Annotated in this window: 21 protein-coding genes; 12 read left to right on the forward strand and 9 right to left on the reverse strand. The window is 59.6% G+C overall.

The window, feature by feature from the left end; all coding sequences use genetic code 11:
- The first annotated feature begins 510 nt into the window (after positions 1-510).
- Entirely contained in the window at positions 511-669 is a 159-nt protein-coding gene (locus tag QEH54_RS13190; protein ID WP_309019155.1) for a YqaE/Pmp3 family membrane protein, read from the forward strand.
- Between the two features lie 368 nt (positions 670-1,037).
- Here the strand turns inward: QEH54_RS13190 and QEH54_RS13195 are convergent, their stop codons facing one another.
- Positions 1,038-2,675 (reverse strand): AarF/ABC1/UbiB kinase family protein, encoded by a 1,638-nt coding sequence (locus QEH54_RS13195; protein ID WP_309019156.1) that lies wholly within the window; start codon positions 2,673-2,675, stop codon positions 1,038-1,040.
- A gap of 379 nt (positions 2,676-3,054) precedes the next feature.
- Between QEH54_RS13195 and QEH54_RS13200 the strand changes: the two genes are divergently transcribed.
- The 4 genes from QEH54_RS13200 (at position 3,055) to QEH54_RS13215 (ending at position 5,469) form a co-directional block, all read left to right on the forward strand.
- Positions 3,055-3,243 carry a hypothetical protein gene (locus tag QEH54_RS13200; RefSeq protein WP_309019157.1) on the forward strand — a complete coding sequence of 63 codons (189 nt, stop codon included), beginning with the start codon at positions 3,055-3,057 and terminating at the stop codon, positions 3,241-3,243.
- A 305-nt stretch (positions 3,244-3,548) separates the two neighbouring features.
- On the forward strand, positions 3,549-3,680 hold the full coding sequence (locus tag QEH54_RS13205; RefSeq protein ID WP_309019158.1) for a hypothetical protein: 132 nt from the start codon (positions 3,549-3,551) through the stop codon (positions 3,678-3,680).
- Between the two features lie 6 nt (positions 3,681-3,686).
- Positions 3,687-4,787 carry an AI-2E family transporter gene (locus tag QEH54_RS13210; protein WP_309019159.1) on the forward strand — a complete coding sequence of 367 codons (1,101 nt, stop codon included), beginning with the start codon at positions 3,687-3,689 and terminating at the stop codon, positions 4,785-4,787.
- A 265-nt stretch (positions 4,788-5,052) separates the two neighbouring features.
- Positions 5,053-5,469, forward strand: a complete 417-nt coding sequence (locus QEH54_RS13215) for a hypothetical protein (protein WP_309019160.1) — start codon at positions 5,053-5,055, stop codon at positions 5,467-5,469.
- Between the two features lie 302 nt (positions 5,470-5,771).
- Here QEH54_RS13215 and QEH54_RS13220 read toward each other — a convergent pair whose 3' ends face one another.
- Positions 5,772-6,161: a DUF4112 domain-containing protein gene (locus tag QEH54_RS13220; RefSeq protein ID WP_309019161.1), complete on the reverse strand. Its 390-nt coding sequence runs from the start codon at positions 6,159-6,161 to the stop codon at positions 5,772-5,774.
- A gap of 11 nt (positions 6,162-6,172) precedes the next feature.
- Here QEH54_RS13220 and QEH54_RS13225 point away from each other — a divergent pair, with 11 nt between their 5' ends.
- Positions 6,173-7,411 carry a phospholipase D-like domain-containing protein gene (locus tag QEH54_RS13225; protein WP_309019162.1) on the forward strand — a complete coding sequence of 413 codons (1,239 nt, stop codon included), beginning with the start codon at positions 6,173-6,175 and terminating at the stop codon, positions 7,409-7,411.
- A gap of 31 nt (positions 7,412-7,442) precedes the next feature.
- Here the strand turns inward: QEH54_RS13225 and QEH54_RS13230 are convergent, their stop codons facing one another.
- Positions 7,443-7,718 (reverse strand): hypothetical protein, encoded by a 276-nt coding sequence (locus QEH54_RS13230; RefSeq protein WP_309019163.1) that lies wholly within the window; start codon positions 7,716-7,718, stop codon positions 7,443-7,445.
- A 280-nt stretch (positions 7,719-7,998) separates the two neighbouring features.
- On the opposite strand from QEH54_RS13230, the gene QEH54_RS13235 reads away from it, so the two are divergent.
- From QEH54_RS13235 to QEH54_RS13250, 4 genes are read left to right on the forward strand one after another with little or no spacing between them, the layout of a single operon-like run.
- Positions 7,999-8,442 carry a hypothetical protein gene (locus QEH54_RS13235; protein ID WP_309019164.1) on the forward strand — a complete coding sequence of 148 codons (444 nt, stop codon included), beginning with the start codon at positions 7,999-8,001 and terminating at the stop codon, positions 8,440-8,442.
- A 26-nt stretch (positions 8,443-8,468) separates the two neighbouring features.
- Positions 8,469-8,915 (forward strand): phage holin family protein, encoded by a 447-nt coding sequence (locus QEH54_RS13240; protein WP_309019165.1) that lies wholly within the window; start codon positions 8,469-8,471, stop codon positions 8,913-8,915.
- Positions 8,912-9,268, forward strand: a complete 357-nt coding sequence (locus QEH54_RS13245; RefSeq protein ID WP_309019166.1) for a DUF3618 domain-containing protein — start codon at positions 8,912-8,914, stop codon at positions 9,266-9,268. The genes QEH54_RS13240 and QEH54_RS13245 overlap by 4 nt, the downstream gene beginning before the upstream one ends.
- Before the next feature lie 37 nt (positions 9,269-9,305).
- Positions 9,306-9,833, forward strand: a complete 528-nt coding sequence (locus QEH54_RS13250) for a hypothetical protein (protein ID WP_309019167.1) — start codon at positions 9,306-9,308, stop codon at positions 9,831-9,833.
- Between the two features lie 261 nt (positions 9,834-10,094).
- On the opposite strand, the gene QEH54_RS13255 is transcribed toward QEH54_RS13250, so the two are convergent.
- Genes QEH54_RS13255 through QEH54_RS13275 form a run of 5 tightly spaced genes read right to left on the reverse strand, consistent with a single transcriptional unit; the run spans position 10,095 to position 14,451 of the window.
- A complete protein-coding gene (locus QEH54_RS13255; protein WP_309019168.1) occupies positions 10,095-11,768 on the reverse strand; it encodes an ATP-binding protein in 1,674 nt (557 codons plus the stop codon).
- Between the two features lie 8 nt (positions 11,769-11,776).
- The gene (locus QEH54_RS13260) at positions 11,777-12,817 is read right to left on the reverse strand and encodes an ATP-binding protein (RefSeq protein ID WP_309019169.1); all 1,041 of its coding nucleotides are present in this window, start codon (positions 12,815-12,817) and stop codon (positions 11,777-11,779) included.
- Positions 12,814-13,224 carry an ATP-binding protein gene (locus QEH54_RS13265; protein ID WP_309019170.1) on the reverse strand — a complete coding sequence of 137 codons (411 nt, stop codon included), beginning with the start codon at positions 13,222-13,224 and terminating at the stop codon, positions 12,814-12,816. Before QEH54_RS13265 ends, QEH54_RS13260 begins: the two co-directional genes overlap by 4 nt.
- Entirely contained in the window at positions 13,217-13,588 is a 372-nt protein-coding gene (locus tag QEH54_RS13270; RefSeq protein WP_309019171.1) for an STAS domain-containing protein, read from the reverse strand. The genes QEH54_RS13265 and QEH54_RS13270 overlap by 8 nt, the downstream gene beginning before the upstream one ends.
- A gap of 14 nt (positions 13,589-13,602) precedes the next feature.
- Positions 13,603-14,451, reverse strand: coding sequence for an STAS domain-containing protein (locus tag QEH54_RS13275; protein ID WP_309019172.1), 849 nt, complete (start codon positions 14,449-14,451; stop codon positions 13,603-13,605).
- Positions 14,452-14,744: 293 nt separating this feature from the next.
- Here QEH54_RS13275 and QEH54_RS13280 point away from each other — a divergent pair, with 293 nt between their 5' ends.
- The gene (locus tag QEH54_RS13280; protein ID WP_309019173.1) at positions 14,745-14,918 is read left to right on the forward strand and encodes a DUF1328 domain-containing protein; all 174 of its coding nucleotides are present in this window, start codon (positions 14,745-14,747) and stop codon (positions 14,916-14,918) included.
- Positions 14,919-15,038: 120 nt separating this feature from the next.
- Entirely contained in the window at positions 15,039-16,454 is a 1,416-nt protein-coding gene (locus QEH54_RS13285) for a sigma-54 dependent transcriptional regulator (RefSeq protein WP_309019174.1), read from the forward strand.
- A gap of 116 nt (positions 16,455-16,570) precedes the next feature.
- Here QEH54_RS13285 and QEH54_RS13290 read toward each other — a convergent pair whose 3' ends face one another.
- Entirely contained in the window at positions 16,571-16,789 is a 219-nt protein-coding gene (locus tag QEH54_RS13290) for a hypothetical protein (protein WP_309019175.1), read from the reverse strand.
- Positions 16,790-16,847: the final 58 nt, after the last annotated feature.

Here is a 16,847-nt window from a genome sequence, read left to right on the forward strand (position 1 = left end):
TCGAGCCTCGCTAGAACTTCAATCGATCAGTCGTGATGCCGGATCGGTGTCCGAGCGGTCGGGTAAAGCCCCTTAGCGTGTTGATCGTGTTGCCGTTCTAGCGATGTGTTCGAAACTGAATACGAACCTAGGATAAGAATTCGTGATATCAAGCCATTTCCTTATAAAGTTGTCTTTATTTCTCTTTCTAAGACTTTCTTTACAAATCCGCCTCCAGACCGGCGGGGGTCGACCTGCGAAACTCGCCCGGTGGAAAGCCACGAAGCAGTCGAGCGGTCACAGATCCGCTGACGTTCGAGCGAGCGAGACGGAGCCTTTCACACCGCCGCAAGCGCCCAAACCGAGGCGACCATGCGACCGCCCCGATCAGTCACGTCGGGGATGCGGTGGCGGACCGGCCTTGGTTCGCTTTATGCTAGTCCGGTGGCGGCATGGGCGAGATCTGCGCATCCCACAAGCCTGCCCTCCTTCGAAACCACGACTCCAAATCCAACACCTGACCCGACCATCATGGACCTTTTAAGAATCATCCTATCAATCATCCTCCCGCCCGTGGGCGTATTCCTCCAAGTCGGCATCGGCTTCCACTTCTGGCTGAATATCCTGCTAACCATTCTCGGCTACATCCCGGGCATCGTGCACGCCGTCTACATCATCGCGAAGAAATAGCGGCCGAGACGGTAGCCGCTCTCCCGCTGCTTTTGCTGGCCAGTTTCCCCTCCGCCCGACGCAGCTCGCCGCTCGAGCCTAGGCAATGAAGAAGGCGGCCCCTCCTCAAAGACCGCCTTCAATTTGTGGACCTCCCTCCTCAGAGGCTCTCCACAGAAATTCATCTCCTCATAAAACCGCCAGAACCGCGCCAACTTTTTCAGCGTCTGGAAAAAACCGGGAGCTTCCTTTAGTACGCGAGGGGAATTTATCTTCGTATTTGATAATCCGATACGTATCCCCGCATCGGGAAGCTACCCGACGATGCATCGCGCACCGTCGATCGTTGGTTTTGCATTGCTTCTCCTAAAATCGATGGCCCTGCGGCTTCACTCGTCGTGCCGAAGAATCGACAGGATGAAAAGCAGCCCGAAAAACCCCGACACGAGAAAGAGCAGCATCGGGAATCCCGGATACCCCCACACGGTGAAACTCGAATCGATATCCATCATCAAGGACGCGCCCACGATCAAGGCCCCGATGATAGCCCCCAAGGCGATACGATTTGCGATCTTCTGAAACCCTTGGATCAGAGCGGCCTCGTCCACGGCGTCGACATCGAGCCGCAGGCGGTTTTCAGAAAGTATCGCCAGCAAGTCGTTCAAACGCTGGGGCGACTTCGCCACGAGCTCCTTGAACTCCAGCAGCAAGGAAATGGCGCTGCCGCGCTTCAAGGTTTCGAAGGAACGCGAGCGAGCGATGCTGTTCAGATTCTTCGAAATGCAGTCGCGCGGATTGAAATCCATGGCGAGGCTTTGTCCGATCCGATCCAGATTCAGCAAGGTCTTGCCGAGCATGGAAATCTCGCGAGGGATCCGCAGCCCGTATTCGGCGCAGATGCGCATGACCTCCATCACCACCGAGCCAAATTGCAAGTGACGCACCGCGGCGTCGTGAGAGCGGCCCACCAGGTCGGCGATCTCGCTTAGAAAGGCGGACCTCGGCTGCGTGAGCTCCTTGGTATCCGACATGCGCAGCGCCACTTCGCCAACGCGATCGCTATCGTTTTCGCTGATGGCGGTGAGCAAGCCGAAAAGATTGTCCTGCATGGACTCGCTCAAACGCCCCACCATGCCTAGGTCGATCAGAGCCGCCCGGTGGTCCGGCGTGATCAGCAGGTTTCCCGGATGCGGATCGGAGTGATAGAAGCCTTCGACCAGCACCTGATGGAGATAGGCCTTGAACAGTTCCTCCGCCAAGGACTCGCCTTCGAACTCGGTTTTGGACACTCCGGAAAGCTCGGTGACCTTCATGCCGTCGACGTACTCCATGGTGAGCACCTTGCGCGTGAAAAACCCTTCGATCGGCTGCGGAACGAACAGTTTCGAAAAACGCTCCAGCACGTTCTTCATCCTCCAGAGGTTCTGCGCTTCGCACTCGTAGTCGAGCTCCTCGATCAAGCTCCGGCGAAACTGCTCGATGATGCCGGAAAACCGATACTTCTTCCCCAGCTCTGTATGATCGTCGGCATAGTTGGCGATGGCCTCGAGCGCGTCCAAATCCGTCGAAATGCGATTCAACACGTTCGGTCGTTGAACTTTCACTACAACCTCGCGGCCGTCTCGCATCCGAGCCCGATGCACCTGCCCCAGCGACGCCGAAGCCACGGGCTGCTCGGAGAACCAGGAAAACGCCTTGCTGATGCGAACGCCCAACTGCTGCTCCACCACCTCCCGCACCGTGGCGAAGTCCACCGGATCCACATTGTCCTGCAGCCGTTCCAGAGCAGTGATGAAACGCAACGGCATGAGGTCCCCTCGCGTCGAAAGCAGCTGACCGAGCTTCACGAAGGTCGGTCCCATCTTCTCCAGCGAATCGACAAACTCCTCCGGGTCGCCCCCTGACGCTTCATCGCAGTCCGCTTCGTTGGCGAAATTGGTCTGCTCCACGATCGCCGGCTTGGCGTGGCGAACGAAGAGCCAGGCGATCTTTTTATACAAAACAAGGTGCTGAGGAAGGAGTTTCATGAATCAATCGTGCTGAAGGAAACGCGAGGTATCACTAGACCGCGCCTCCGAAATGTCGCCCCGAGCTCTTCACGAAACGGCTTCGAGACGACCGGGCGCGGCAGGGACTGCATCGTATTCGAACGTCAAGGATACCGACCCCATTTGCACGAACAGCGCCAACGCTTCTCCCGCCCTTCCAGTCCGTCGTGAGCGAACCGACATGCTTGCGCATTGCACCATCAAGCCTGCTGCGCTTGCGCTTTGCACGAACAGAACGGATCGATGCACTCCTTTCGTACCGACGCCCAACGGCTTGAGCCCCGGGGCGACACGCCAGCGTATCCCTCATGAGCGGCCCAAGTCCGCGCTCTGGCGCGAAAAATGAAGCCTATCGACCATGAGAACGATCCTAGAACTGCTCTTTCTGTTCGGACTTGTGTCGCTCGCCCTATTCGCGATCGGCATTTTCCTGCACAAGAAAACGCAGAAGCGAAACAGGTCCTCCCGTATCGATCGAAACGCGAAGGACCACCCGCGCAACCACCACGACGGAGCCCCCAAGTACCAAAATCATAAAAGCGTCTGACCCCGCCCGCGTCTCGCGACCGTGCCGGGCAGGCGCGAGTCGTAGTCCCGATCCCACTACACCTTCCAAGTTGCGCTGCGCGACTCGGCGCCTATCGTCGGGTGCGCAACGCAACAGGAAACGGACGGCGAAACCTCTCGAAACGGCAAACCGCTCCGCTAAGGCGACTTCCTCTCGTCCGGAGGGCGGGTGGCGCGAATCTCGCAAAGGCTGTCGGATCGATCTTCAGCCACGTCGAGCCCAAGCAGCCCACTCGCTGCCAACTCTAGGTCTCGCTGCCGATGGCAGCTCACCGTTTCCACCTCATGGCACCAAAGCCCATCATTCATCGCCTCACCGCAACCGACGCGAACGCGGCCCGCGCAGCCATCGCATCGCCACCCAACCCAGGTCCCGACTCGCTCATCGCTCGAGCGTCTCCCGCACGGGGAAACTGATTCGGCATGCAAACCATAGCGTCAACGGAAAGGCCTGCCTCGCCGCCCAAGCCCGAAAGCAAACGCTTCTCGCTCCAGCCTAAGCTGCAGTTCATCGTATCCTCCATCATCATTCTGGCGACGCTCTACATCGCCCGCGGGTTCCTGCTGCCCGTGTTCGCAGCCTTGCTGCTCAGCTACGCCCTCGTACCGGCGGTCCGTATCCTAGTCCGCATGAAGATCCCGCGCGTCCTGGCCGCCCTGCTCGTGGTAGGCGCGAGCTTCCTGGCCACCCTCTACGCCATCATCGCGTTGACCGGCCCAGCCATCACTTGGCTGGAAAAGGCCCCCGAAAGCTTCGATAAGCTCGAGAGCATATCCAGCGTTCTCAAGCGGCCGGTGGAAAACGTGAACGCAGCCACGGAGCAGCTCAACAAGATGACCAAATCGGACGGGGAAGGCAAGGAGCCGGTCCTCGTTCGTATCCAGGAAACGAATATCATCGACATCGTCCTCAGCCAGACCCCCATCGTGATCGGCGCCACCTTGTCCACGATGATCCTGCTCTTCTTCCTGCTGGCGTTCGGCAATCTCCTGCTCAAGCGCATCGTCGAAGCGTCTCCGGATCTCGCAGGAAAACGTCATTCGGTGGAGACGGCCCGAGTGGTGGAAGCGAACGTCTCGCGCTATCTGGTGACGGTGACCATCATCAATGCCACGCTCGGCTTCAGCGTGGGATTCGCCTTGTTTCTTCTCGAATTCGAGAGCCCAGTGCTCTGGGGCACCATCGCGGCATTGCTGAACTTCATCCCGTACTTGGGGGCCTTCGCCGGCGTAGGCCTGCTGGCCCTCGCCTCCCTCAGCACCCAACCGAACCTCGAACTCGCCCTGCTTCCTCCCAGCATCTACCTCGTTCTCACCGTCATCGAAGGCAACTTCCTCACACCGCTCATCTTAGGCAAGTCCTTCTCCATCAACCCGATTTTCATCATTCTGGTGCTGCTGTTTCTGGGCTGGCTCTGGGGCGTGCCGGGAGCGGTCATGGCGGTGCCGATACTGGTCGCCGTGAAGTCCGCCGCCAATAGCTTCGAAAGCTCCCGGCCGCTCGCCATCATTCTCAGCAAATAAGGGTTCCTTCCCAACGCGTTCTGCAATCCAGGGCGATGCTCTTTGCAATCCGTTTTCCTGAAAAAAACGAGGAACAAAAACCGTACCTCGGAAGCTGCAGAAGAGCTTGCCCAAACGCCTCTGGGAATTCGACGAAATCCATGGCCTCGCCACGCAGCTGGCGCGGATTTTGTAGAGACCGACGGGCTCATGCAACGAGTGTCGTCAATCCAACTCAACCGACGGCCCATAAAACGAAAATCGCAAAACCCAGGAATCCAACTTCATGAAGACAAACATCCGCCCTTTTCCGACCGACGAACGTCCCCGCGAACTCGCGAACGAGTGGTCGCCACGGAGGTTTCCCACGCTCAAGTCGAGCTTCTCAGTCTGTCAGCGGATCAGCTTCATCTTGGAGAACATCCAGTCCGAGCAGTGGCTTCCGCTGGAACTCCGCTCCGCCATCAAGCGCGGGTGCAGCCGGGTGCTCGCCGCCCAACTCTCCGGCAAGCTCAACTGCGAGCGGGCACGCGTCCTGATCGAAGAGCTGGCGGCGGCCACCTACGCCTACGAGCACCTCACCTTGAGCTCAAGCGCCCTCTGCCAGATCCGCACCCTCGATCTCGAACTGAACGATCGGCTCGGTCACAACCACCAGCAGGTTGACGATCAACCAAACCCGCTGCGAAGCCGAGCGGTCTGAGACCGGGCAAACACTTTCCGATACGATCGGGAAGAGGGACAAAACAAGGAGGAAAGGGGGGCGCGTCTTACGCGCCCCCCGTTTCGCTTGGGTCGCTAGGACGTCATGCTCCCTTCGTATCCAATCTCCGTATACGTAAAGATCCACACCGCAGCGACAGCCCCTATGGCGCCGCGACAGAGAGGCGGTGGGCCGCATTCTGCATTCCGAAAGCTCGCAGGAGACGGTCTTCTGGCGCGATTTTTGTAGCGCAGTCCGGCATTATGGCGGACATCTTTGAAAACGGCGCAGCGAACAGATCGCTACGCCTCCAGGCGCTCGATCAGCAGCTTGGCGTTTCTGGCATTCGCCTTGAAGCCCCAGTCGAAGAGGTCGCCTACCACCGGAATGGTGCCAAGGACGAAATCCAGCCCTTGGTTCGCGATCAGACGGGCGTACACCCCACCTCCCAAACGGTACTTTCGGGCCAATCGAAGGTAGAAGGCGAGCGGGGCCATGCCGATCAGATCCCCCACTCCAGGTATCAAGCCGATGATGCTATCCCAACCGATGCGCAGCGAAGTGCCCGGGATGGCGAACGCGGAATCGAAGAAGTGAGCGATGCGCTGCAGACGCTCGATTTCCTCCCGCTTGCTTTGCTGCTCATCCATTCTCGTCACCTCAACCGTCTCCGCTGTTCCAGACCTGCTCATAACCACCACAAATGCAGTTCGAGCGCCAAGCTTCGAACGACACCACTCGCGCGCTCATGAAAACCGTCGAAGAAACCGAAATCAAACACGGCGCCCCGAAGTCCGAATTCCACCAGCTCCGCTACCTGGAACACACCATCGGAGCGCCGTTCACCGATGGCAACCACATCAGCGTGCTCAAGAACGGAGACCAGATCTTCCCCGCCATGCTGGAGGCCATCGAAAACGCCCGCCGCTCCATCCTCTTCGAAACCTACGTCTACTGGACCGGCGACGTCGCCAAGGAATTCTCCGAGCTGCTCGCCGCGAAAGCCAAGCAAGGCCTGCAGGTCAAGGTCCTGCTCGACGATCACGGCGCCTCGCGCATGAGCTCCGATCTTGTCGAAACCATGACCCAGTCAGGCGTGCATCTTCACTGGTTCCGTCCCATGAAGCTGCGATTCTGGGACTACGACAAGCGCACGCACCGGAAGGTTCTGGTCTGCGACAACCAAGTCGGATTCACCGGTGGAGTCGGCATCGCCAAGGAATGGGAGGGTGACGCCCGCGACGCCTCGCAATGGCGCGAAACCCACTTTCGCATCGAAGGACCAGCGGTAGCCGGACTGTGCGGGGCGTTTTGGAACAACTGGATCGACATCTCAGGCGAGCGTCTGCCGGATCGGGACACCTTTCCCCCAGCGGAGCCTGTCGGGCAAACTCGAGTCCAAGTGATCCGCTCCTCGCCCGCCACCCACCAAAGCGAGATGGAGCTGGTCTTCGAGTCTCTGATAGTGGTAGCCAAAAAGAAGCTCACCATCACCACCCCCTACTTCAATATCCGTTCTCCCAACATCGAACTGCTCAAGAAGAAGGCCGCTCAGGGCGTATCCATCGAAATACTACTTCCCGGAGAGCATTTGGACAAGCGCTTCGAATACTTCGTCGCCGACGAATGCCTTGGCCCTCTAGCGGACGTCGAGGGAATCACCCTGCGTCGCTACCAGCGCTCCATGATCCACGCCAAGGTCATCCGCGTGGACGACGCCATCAGCTGCGTCGGCTCGCCAAACTTCAACCAGCGCTCCCGCAAGAAGGACTTCGAAATCGCCTTGGTCATCTTCGACCGCGAAATCGCTGGAACGCTCGACCAGCACTACCAAGAGGACCTACTGCTCAGCGAACCGATCAATCCGCAGGACCTCCATTCGCCTCACATGGGAAAGAAGCTCTTCCAAAAACTGATAATGCTCTTCAAGGAGCAGCTCTAGAGCTGTCGCCACTGGCGAGAAAACCTCGGCCCTAGCCGCGCGGCTTGACCAAAGCGTCCAAGGATTCCGCTGCGTCCGCCAAGAAGAAGATCAAACGGTCCGCAGCCCGCCCCCAGGACTCCTTGGAAAAGGCGAAGCGAGCAGAGCCGACGGCGCCGACGACCACAAAAACAGCCCCGGAAAAGCAAAGCCCTGCCTTGAGCAAGGGAAACGCGCCGAGCCGAAGAGCGAGCAGCAGCAGAGCGACGCCCAGCAGGCTGGTGCTGACACGACTGAGGAGACTTCGCTTGGCGGTGATGCTGGACATAGCCCCCCCATCGGCAGATGGGCAATGAAACTAAGCGAAGCGGCGCGTATTCGAACTTTGCTTACAATCCCCGAAGCGAGATGCAAATTGCATATCGAACCTGTGCATTCGGGGCCACATGCAGTTGCCCGCCTGAGGCGGAGATGGAGGCAGGACCGCCTGAAGATTTTTATCCAACTGATCTTCTGCGCCTTATGGGCACCTACCGGAAAACGGCATCAAGTCTGCAAACGTACCGTCACCCAATCCAAAACCCAGAAAAACCAATACAGTCACGACGATGAACCAAAGCGCAGAGAACCTGACAGACACGGAACCCGAGCCTCACCAGCAGCAGGCGGAGCCTAGCAACGCGGACTGGATCGGCGAGCGAAAGCGGGAGTTTCGAGAGGTGTTCGAAAACAAATCCAGAGAGATCAGCAGACGCGTGCAAACGCAGGTCTCCGACCGGATGAGCCACTACGAATCCGCTCTGTCCAGGGCTTCCGAAAGCTTGAGCGAAAACGAAGAGAGGCAGCCTGCCGAGATCACCCGAGAGCTGGCCGAGCGCATCCATGAAGCGGCCGACTACGTGCGAAACTCCGAGCCTGAGGCGATTCTAGCCGACTCGGCAGACCGGGTTCGCAGCTCTCCGTTCATCGCCTTGGGAGCCGCCGCCGTTTGCGGTTTTCTGGCCGGACGCGTCATCGCCTCCGCCAAAGACGACGAACCCGCGAACGCCTGAGCGCTCGCTCACACCCTCCATTTACCATGATCGGTCAACAAGAACCTCGCAGCAGCCACAAGCCACCCTTGGGGAGCCTGTTCAGTGATCTTCGAAACGAATTCGCCCACCTGCTCCGCTCCACCACGCAGCTTTTCCGTCAAGAGATGGAGGAGAACGCGGAAAACGCGGCCGCAGGCTTTCGAGCCGCCCTGCTTGGATTTGGCGTTTGCAGCATGGGGGCTCTCTTCACCTTTCTGGGCATCGACCTTCTGGCGATCTCGCTGCTCGCGCCGGAAGCGCTCAGCTACGAAACGGCCGCCTGGGTCTGCACCTTGAGCTTGGCCCTGCTGCTGTGGATCGCCGGAGCGATTCTGGCCAAGCGAAGCAAAAACAAGCTCTCGCCGGACCAGATCATCCCCAAGAAAACGCTCTCCACCATCGAGGAACATGCCGAGTGGATCGCCAACCAAGCGGAGGAAATCAGCAAATGATACAAGAGAATTTCGACCGGAGGGAGCGGTCCAGCGATCAGCTGCAGCGACAGATCACCGCGACGCGCGACCGCATGTCCCACACCATCCACGAAATCGGAGAGGAGCTGAACCCGAGGCATCTGCTGGAGCACTACGTGGACGAGCACTCGGAGGCCTTGTTGGAAAGCTTGAACAAGCGCTGCTCCCAGTTCGCCCGCAAAGCCGCTCAGACGGTTAAGGAGAACCCGATCCCGACTCTGGCCATCCTGATCGGCGTGGCCCTTTTCGCCCGAGGCAGCAAGCAGGCGGACAAGCGCCGATCCCCAAGCCCAAATCAGTCCGCAGAGGAATCATCCCCCTCACCACTTTAAGAAAAGCCTGAAACAGACAACCGAAGCCAAATCGATTATGAGAGAAAGCAACACAAGCACAACCACCGCGGCGCAGGACGCGGGCGAAGAGCCTTGGCTCGAAAGCCACTCCTCCGCCTCAAAGCCTGGTCTCAAGGAAAGAGCTGGCGAGAAGCTAAGCGCCGCTCGCGACAAGGCGAGCGCCACTGCGAACGAATTCGCGGAGGGAGCCAAGCAGCGTTTGCATGACACCTCCGAAAACGCCAAGGCCCGCTACAGCCAAACGCGCGATCAAGTCGCTGCGAAGGCGGCGGAAACCAAGAAAGGCGTGCAGAGCTCCTTCGAGCGTCACCCACTCGCCTACATGGCAGGAGCCGTAGCCGCCGGGGTCGCCCTGGGCCTGGCTATCCCGCGAAGCCGAAAGGAACGATCCAAGATCGCCGAAACCGGACAGAAGCTTCGCTCAGCGGCCAGCCGGGCCAAAGACGAAGCCACTCGCGCGGCGCGATCAGCGGCGGACGCCGCCAGCGAACGCTTCGAAGAGGAAGTGAAAGATTCCGAGCCCGCCGCTCACGAAAAGGACTAGACGTCCGCATCGCAAGTAGCAGGGCATAAGGACCAAAATACGAACAAACGCATTTTCACCAATCAGGAGCCACATAGGGAGCCGTACCAGGCTTCCTGCCTAAACGAAACGCATCCTCGCGAGGGTGCGTTTCTTTTTTTTGCCGGCGCCCGCCGTGCCGCGATCGCCCCGAAGCCGCACCGATGCGTTCGTTGCAGGACGTAACCACTTTTCCATGACAAGACGCCTTCGAAGTCATCCAGGCGTTTTGAAACGCGACGTCTAGTCGTCGTTCTTTTCCGCAAGCAGTTCCTGCTCGGACTTTATCGGCAGGTCGATGTAGAAGGAGCTTCCTCTGCCCAGCTCGCTCTGCACTCTGATCACGCCGCCGTGCAGCTGCACGAATTCCTTGGCAAGCGCCAGCCCCAGTCCGACGCCCGCCTTTCGATTGCCCGGCGCTTTCGCGTAGCGATTGAAAATGAGCTGCTGATGCTCCCTCGCGATGCCAGGGCCGTCGTCCGTAACGGACAATTGGATACAGTCGCCCTGCACGCGCCTAGCGCCCACCACGACCTCGCCATCGGTCTCCGAATACTTGATGGCGTTGGAGAGCAGGTTGTTCAGGGCGTAGTTGACGCGTTCTCGATCCACGAAAAGCTCCAGATCCGCGATATCCGCCTGGACTTCGCTCACGAGCTCCACCCCGCGCTTGCCAGCGTCGCGCGACATTTCGGCCACGGAGGTCTCGACCAGCTTGGACACCGAGACATGGGTGCGGCGCAGGCTGAACTCGCCTTTGGAATAACGCTGCACGTCGAGCAGGTTGTTGAGCATGCGCAGCAGACGCTCGATCTCTGACTTGGCCGTCTCCGCCAGCTCCTGCTGGTCATCGTTGAGCTCACCCAAGGTCTTGTCGAGCAGGAGCAGCACCGCCATGCGAATCGAGGTGACCGGCCCTTTGATCTCGTGGCTCACGGTGCCGATCAGGTCCGACTTCAGGTCGTCGATCAGCCTGAGATTGGTCACGTCGCGCAGCAGCAGCAGGGCCCCGCGAAATGCGTCTTCCGTGCCGAGCAGACTGATGATTCGCGGAAGAAAATAGCGATCCTCCCCGTTGACCTTCTCCTGCAGGACCGATTCACGCCCTTCGGGCAAGTAGTCCTTTCCCGTGCGGATCGCCTGCTCCAGCAAGGGCTCCAACCCGAAGGGGACCTGAGAGCCGCTCACTTCGGCCAAGGTCTTAGCCGGTCCGTTGCTATATTCAAATTTCCCATCCGGATCGTAGAGCACGATGGAATCAGGCAAATTTTCGAGAATGGCGTGCAGCTTCTCCGCGGTGCGCCGTTGCTTGTCCTCGCTGCGACGCAGCTCCTCGTTGAAGCGCGAAAGCTCCCGCTTCTGCGTTTCGATCAGCTGCAGCGAAGCGAGCAGCTCGTGATTCTGGCGCTTGAGCTCGGCCATCGGGTCGAGCTCCCCGGTGTGCAGCAGCTCTTCGCGAATGCCGCTGGCGTCGATCAAGCTCAGGCGCTGCGCGGTGCGGGGCAAAGCCACATAGAGACGGATCAGTCCGCCCCTTCCCTTCACTTCCTCCACCTCAAGACGGCTGACCAAGCGACGGCTTTCCTTCAGCCCCAGCGAGCCCTCGCGCAGGCTGCGCGTCCTGCCATTGGTCTGAGCGCTGCCATCCTCTGCGGGATAGTCGCTGTGCACGCAAACCACCAGCTCCTGCGGTTCGCTTTCGATATCGATTTGGAACCGAATGGTTCCGCCTCGACAGACCTTCAGAGCGTTGCGGGTGAGTTCCGAAACCGCGGTAGCGAGCCGCGTCTGCGTCGCTTCGTCCAGACCAAGGCGTTCGCTGATGCGATACGCCACCCGGCGACTGGTGGCCAGGTCCTCCTCGCTTTCGATGATCGAGGAGACGATCGTATATCGGCTGGCAGTTGAAAAAGGCATTTCCGGTTTTAGAGCTCGGCCTCCCTGTCCGTTTGGCCGCGGGGAGCGAAGACCAGTATGGAACTGTCATCGCTCTGCTTCCTGAAATCAGACAACAGGACGCCCGCCGCGATCGAGCTTTCGCTGAACGCGAGCCCTGGATAGCTGTCCAAGAGCCATTTGCTGCCGATCCCATCGGAATGGAGGATGATCATGCTGTCTTTATTCCAATCAAATTCATAGCTGCTGACGGTACGCATCTGGTAGCCCACGATGCCGCTCGACGAGGTCATGGTGGACAGGGCTCCATTCGTGAACAGTCGTCCAAATATGTTGCCGACACCCGTGAAGCGAAGCCGTCCTCGGGACTCGTCTATCTCCGCCACTGCAGCAACTGCGCCGCGACTGCCCTTCAAGGCGTCGTTCAGGGAATACATGATCGATTCGCCAGCGAGATCGGCCACGGTCCCGAATCTCTCGACCGCCAGCCGGGCCGCCTTGGCCGCCTTGGTCCCGTGCCCTAAGCCGTCCACCAGCAGAAGCTTCCACACCCCCGAGCGCTTCTCCACCGCCCAAGCGTCGCCGCTATCGGCCTCCTCCGGCATGGGAATCGCGGTGGCGAACACGTTGCGGTATGAAACGTCTGGCGAGGCGGAACGCTTCATCGGGCCCCGTTTGCGGAAGCGCATGCTGACCACCAGCCCGCCCTTGGGCTTGGAATAGAGCTCGAAGCCGTCGGACTGCCGCTTCATGGCCCCCAGGCCGATTCCTTGCCCGTCGGCGGAGGAATAGCCGTCTTCCAGCGAACGGTCCAGATTGGAGATGCCCGGTCCACGGTCCCATAGCAGGACGGTTAGGCAGGGCTCTGCGAAGAGGCGGCTGGGCTGCGCCAGAAAAACGCCGCTGCCCGCATGACGCAAGACGTTGCTCACCGCCTCGGACACCGCGATGCCCACGCGCTCGCGGTCGACCTCGGAGAAACCCAAGGAGCGGGCCAAAGCCTTGGCTCGCCGACGGCATTGCGAGACGCGACTCTGATCATCGATTTCGATTCGCGTGGGCAGCATCATCGCCAGTAGTCCATCACCACGGTTGTGCCTTTGCCAGCGTTCGATTCGATGGAAAACCGATTGCAGAGCGCTTTCGCTCCGCCCAAGCCCAGCCCCAGTCCCGAGCCGGTGCTGTAGCCCCGCGTCATCGCCAGCTCCACATCCTCGATGCCACGACCCTGATCCACGATCTGGATACGAAAGCCCGGCTTGTCCCCGCGATAGAGAACGCTGATGTGCAGAGAACCGCCACCGCCGTGGGTGACGCAGTTGCGGGCGATCTCACTCACCGCCGTCATGGCTCGGGTCTTTTCCACCGCGCTGAATCCTTGCCGCTGAGCCCATTGCGAAATCAAGACGCGAGCTTTGGCGACATCCGAATCCCTTCGCAATGGAATCGATTCGCGAAAGTTCTCCTCGCTAGTCATCTCCTTTCTCGAGGTGGGCGCTCAGCAGCTCCATGCCACGCTCCAGATTCAGAGCCGTGTGGACCATGGGCAGCTCCAGACCCAGCTCCACCAAGGTCATGGCGACCGCCGGCCGCATGCCCACGACCACCGTTTCCGCATCCAGCACCTTGGCCATCGCTGCGATGTCCGAAATGACCCGTCCCATGAACGTATCCACAACTTCGAGATTGGAAATGTCGATCAGCACGCCTCTGGAATGTCGGCGCGAGATCTCGTTCGAGAGGTCCTCCTGGAGCTGCAAGGCAGTGCGATCATGCACATCCACCTGAATGCTCACCAAGAGAAACTCGCCTAGCTTGAGAATCGGTATCTTGCTCTGCATGGCCTGGCCCGCGACTAGCCGTTCGAAGAGGAGTTCTCGGCTACCTTCATGCCGAGCTGGGTCAGCGACTGGCGGAAGGCGCTCATCAGCGATCCCTTGGTCTGCATGCCGCCCAGATCGAGGCCGAGCTGCACGATGGTCTGCGCGATTTGCGGACGCACCCCGCTGATGTAACACTGGGCACCCATCAACTCTGCCGCCCGGACCGATTTCAGCAAATGCTGGGCAGTCTGGGTGTCCACAGCGGGCACGCCAGTGATGTCGATGATGGCGATCTTGGCCTCGTAGTCGACGATCGCCTGCAGGAGGGCCTCCATGACCGCCTGAGCTCGGGCGCTATCCAAGGTCCCGATCACCGGAAGAGCCAGGATGCCCGTCCAAAGCTCAACCACCGGAGTGGAAACCTCCAGCAGCTCCTCGCGCTGACGCTCGATGACGTCCTCGCGCTTTTCGATGAAAAGCTCCATGACGTAAAGGCCGAGCTTGTCCACGCAGGTCGTCACGCTCCACAGCTGCTCGAGAAGCTTGCTGCTGGACTTCTGCGAAAGCGCCCGCTCGAACAAAGCCTCCTTCAGCGACAGGACGAAGGTCGCCGTCTCCTTCGGCTTGAGCCCGCGCTGGCTGCGATACATGGCGACTTCCCGCAACATCATCAGGGTCTCGTCCCAGGCTTCGTCTTCGATCTCGCTCTTGCCGGAGGCCACCGCCTCGGCGAAGAGCTTCAGGAAGTCGTTGGACTGCGAAACGAGCTCGTCACGCGAGATGGCGTTCCTCCCGACGCCGCCTCCATTTTCCTGCAACGCTATCCATTTTTCGAGGATTCCAGACACGTCCTTCGAGAGCAATTCGGCAACTTGTTTCATAAACGATTCCTTTACAAAGACCTAGCAAACCAAATGCATTTGTCCACCGGACATTGCCCAAAATCCGCGAAAACTTCGTTGCGCTTCGCCCTCATTGACTGCATTTTGCACCGGCCTGAATCCATCCCGCTTCGCCTGCCGGCACGCGAAGCGCTCCACCGCCAACCAGCCTGCCGAGGCCTAGCTCGCGAACCTCTCGCTCCCGATCAGGGAACCCTTTGCGGAGACGTTTGGCACGATACAAGCAAGGGACACTGACGAACTGTAACCTTAACTATCAACCAACTGAAACTATGCTTTCCTGGACACTTACATTTCTCGTCGTGGCCCTGATCGCCGGCTTGCTCGGCTTCACAGGAATCGCCGGAGCGGCAGCAGGAGTCGCCAAGATTCTTTTTTTCATCTTTCTCGTGCTTCTCGTGGTTTCGGCCATCGCTGGCGCCGTGCGAGGAAGGACGCCCCGCTGATCGTATCCAAAATAAATATACACTATCGGACGCCTGCTTCCTCTGGGAACCAGGCGCTTCCGCCGTTCGCTCCGACAGCTCCCCTAACAACCTGACCGACACCCTCCACTGCTACCATCGATGAAAGTACTGATCGTAGACGACGAAGCCAACATCCACAAAACCACGTCAATCGCCTTGAAGGCCATGGGGCACGAGCCCTTCTCCGCCTACAGCGGGACCCAGACGATTCGCAAGCTCGATGAAAACCGCATCGACGTCGTCTTCCTCGATCTGCGACTCGGCTCGGAAGACGGATTGGAGGTATTCGACAAGATCCGAGCCAGCGGACACGACGTGCCAATCATCATCTTCACCGCCTACTCCTCGATATCCACCGCCATCGAAGCCACCAAGAAGGGAGTCTTCGACTACGTGCTGAAGCCGTTCGTGCCGGAGCAAATCCGCCAAGCCCTGGAGCGCGTGCAAAAGAACATCTCCCTCGAGACCAAGGTCGTGGAGCTCGAGTCCCAAGTCAGCGGAGCGTCGCCTCCGGTGATCTTCGAGTCCGACCAGAAATCCATGCAGCACATCTACCGGCTGACCGAACGGGCTGCCCCGTCCGACGCTACGGTGCTGCTCCTCGGACCGAGCGGAACGGGAAAAACGGTACTTGCGAAACGGATACACTTGCTCAGCGAACGCGCCGAGAAGCCCTTCGTAGTGGTGCACTGCCCCAGCCTCTCCAAGGAACTTCTGGAGAGCGAACTGTTCGGCCACGTCAAAGGCGCCTTCACCGGGGCGGTCAAGGACACCTGGGGCAAGATCGAAGCCGCGGACGGAGGCACTCTCTTTCTGGACGAGATCGGCGACCTGCCTTTCGAGATCCAGGCCAAGCTGCTGCGCTTTCTGCAGGAGCGGCAATACGAGCGAGTGGGCGAAACCAAGACCCGCAAGGGCAACGTGCGCATCGTCGCCGCCACCAACAAGGACCTGCAGGCGGCCACTCGCGAGGGCGGTTTCCGCGAAGACCTCTTCTATCGACTGAACGTCATCTCCGTGGTGATGCCGTCCCTGGCTGAGCGCCCGGCCGACATCCCTGCCCTCGCCCAAAACTTCCTAGACTACCACGCCAAACAGCAGGGCCGCTCCGGATGCGCCTTTTCCGACGCGTGCCTGTCGGCCTTGAGGAACTACGAATGGCCCGGCAACCTGCGCGAGCTGCACAACGTGGTCGAACGCTGCCTGATCCTCTGCGACAACGGGAGCATCGAGGTCGACGACCTGCCGCCCGAGGTGCGCGCTGGATCCGCCAGCGGCGGGCCCACGTCTCGACTGACCATCGGAGGGGACTTCAAGCTCGAGGAAATCGAAGAAGCTCACATCAACGGGGTGCTGGCCAACGCCAAGAGCTACCAGCAAGCGGCGGAGATCCTAGGCATCAACAAAACCACCCTCTACCGTAAGCGCAAACGCAAGCCATCGCTCGACCCCGAGCACGACGGAGACCACGAGAGCGAGGTCGAAGAGCACGAAGAAGCCGCTTCGAGAGTCTGACCGAAGCGGCTTTCCGTAAGCGTGTTTTCAACAGCGTCTTTTCAACAAAAACGCCCCAAGCCGGACTTTCCGACTTGGGGCCGTTGCTTTTCAAGGCAGTACGCAAAAAGCGGGCGCTAGTTGGTAGCGTCCTTCACTTCGTCGACAGCGTCTTCAGCGGTGTCCGCCGCTTCATCCATGGCGTCTCCCGTTTCGTCGGCTACGTCTTCGGCAGCATCTTCCGCTTCGTCCACTGCGTCGTCAAAATCGTCTCCATCGCCGCAACCGGCGAAAAGAAAGGACAGGCAGAAAATTGAGAGAAAGGCTAGGCGCTTAAGGTGAGTTTTTAATTCCATGCCTCTTTCCACTACACGAATCGCGCCAATCGCGGCTCAAGGGGAGCGGAGGAAAAGA

This window comes from Pelagicoccus sp. SDUM812003, from assembly GCF_031127815.1.
Taxonomy (GTDB): domain Bacteria; phylum Verrucomicrobiota; class Verrucomicrobiia; order Opitutales; family Opitutaceae; genus Pelagicoccus.

What these genes read in the sequence shown, in the direction of transcription:
- QEH54_RS13190 (WP_309019155.1), top strand. Translation starts at nt 511, where the DNA reads ATGGACCTTTTAAGAATCATCCTATCAATCATCCTCCCGCCCGTGGGC.
- QEH54_RS13195 (WP_309019156.1), bottom strand. Translation starts at nt 2,675, where the DNA reads ATGAAACTCCTTCCTCAGCACCTTGTTTTGTATAAAAAGATCGCCTGG.
- QEH54_RS13200 (WP_309019157.1), top strand. Translation starts at nt 3,055, where the DNA reads ATGAGAACGATCCTAGAACTGCTCTTTCTGTTCGGACTTGTGTCGCTC.
- QEH54_RS13205 (WP_309019158.1), top strand. Translation starts at nt 3,549, where the DNA reads ATGGCACCAAAGCCCATCATTCATCGCCTCACCGCAACCGACGCGAAC.
- QEH54_RS13210 (WP_309019159.1), top strand. Translation starts at nt 3,687, where the DNA reads ATGCAAACCATAGCGTCAACGGAAAGGCCTGCCTCGCCGCCCAAGCCC.
- QEH54_RS13215 (WP_309019160.1), top strand. Translation starts at nt 5,053, where the DNA reads ATGAAGACAAACATCCGCCCTTTTCCGACCGACGAACGTCCCCGCGAA.
- QEH54_RS13220 (WP_309019161.1), bottom strand. Translation starts at nt 6,161, where the DNA reads ATGAGCAGGTCTGGAACAGCGGAGACGGTTGAGGTGACGAGAATGGAT.
- QEH54_RS13225 (WP_309019162.1), top strand. Translation starts at nt 6,173, where the DNA reads ATGCAGTTCGAGCGCCAAGCTTCGAACGACACCACTCGCGCGCTCATG.
- QEH54_RS13230 (WP_309019163.1), bottom strand. Translation starts at nt 7,718, where the DNA reads ATGTCCAGCATCACCGCCAAGCGAAGTCTCCTCAGTCGTGTCAGCACC.
- QEH54_RS13235 (WP_309019164.1), top strand. Translation starts at nt 7,999, where the DNA reads ATGAACCAAAGCGCAGAGAACCTGACAGACACGGAACCCGAGCCTCAC.
- QEH54_RS13240 (WP_309019165.1), top strand. Translation starts at nt 8,469, where the DNA reads ATGATCGGTCAACAAGAACCTCGCAGCAGCCACAAGCCACCCTTGGGG.
- QEH54_RS13245 (WP_309019166.1), top strand. Translation starts at nt 8,912, where the DNA reads ATGATACAAGAGAATTTCGACCGGAGGGAGCGGTCCAGCGATCAGCTG.
- QEH54_RS13250 (WP_309019167.1), top strand. Translation starts at nt 9,306, where the DNA reads ATGAGAGAAAGCAACACAAGCACAACCACCGCGGCGCAGGACGCGGGC.
- QEH54_RS13255 (WP_309019168.1), bottom strand. Translation starts at nt 11,768, where the DNA reads ATGCCTTTTTCAACTGCCAGCCGATATACGATCGTCTCCTCGATCATC.
- QEH54_RS13260 (WP_309019169.1), bottom strand. Translation starts at nt 12,817, where the DNA reads ATGATGCTGCCCACGCGAATCGAAATCGATGATCAGAGTCGCGTCTCG.
- QEH54_RS13265 (WP_309019170.1), bottom strand. Translation starts at nt 13,224, where the DNA reads ATGACTAGCGAGGAGAACTTTCGCGAATCGATTCCATTGCGAAGGGAT.
- QEH54_RS13270 (WP_309019171.1), bottom strand. Translation starts at nt 13,588, where the DNA reads ATGCAGAGCAAGATACCGATTCTCAAGCTAGGCGAGTTTCTCTTGGTG.
- QEH54_RS13275 (WP_309019172.1), bottom strand. Translation starts at nt 14,451, where the DNA reads ATGAAACAAGTTGCCGAATTGCTCTCGAAGGACGTGTCTGGAATCCTC.
- QEH54_RS13280 (WP_309019173.1), top strand. Translation starts at nt 14,745, where the DNA reads ATGCTTTCCTGGACACTTACATTTCTCGTCGTGGCCCTGATCGCCGGC.
- QEH54_RS13285 (WP_309019174.1), top strand. Translation starts at nt 15,039, where the DNA reads ATGAAAGTACTGATCGTAGACGACGAAGCCAACATCCACAAAACCACG.
- QEH54_RS13290 (WP_309019175.1), bottom strand. Translation starts at nt 16,789, where the DNA reads ATGGAATTAAAAACTCACCTTAAGCGCCTAGCCTTTCTCTCAATTTTC.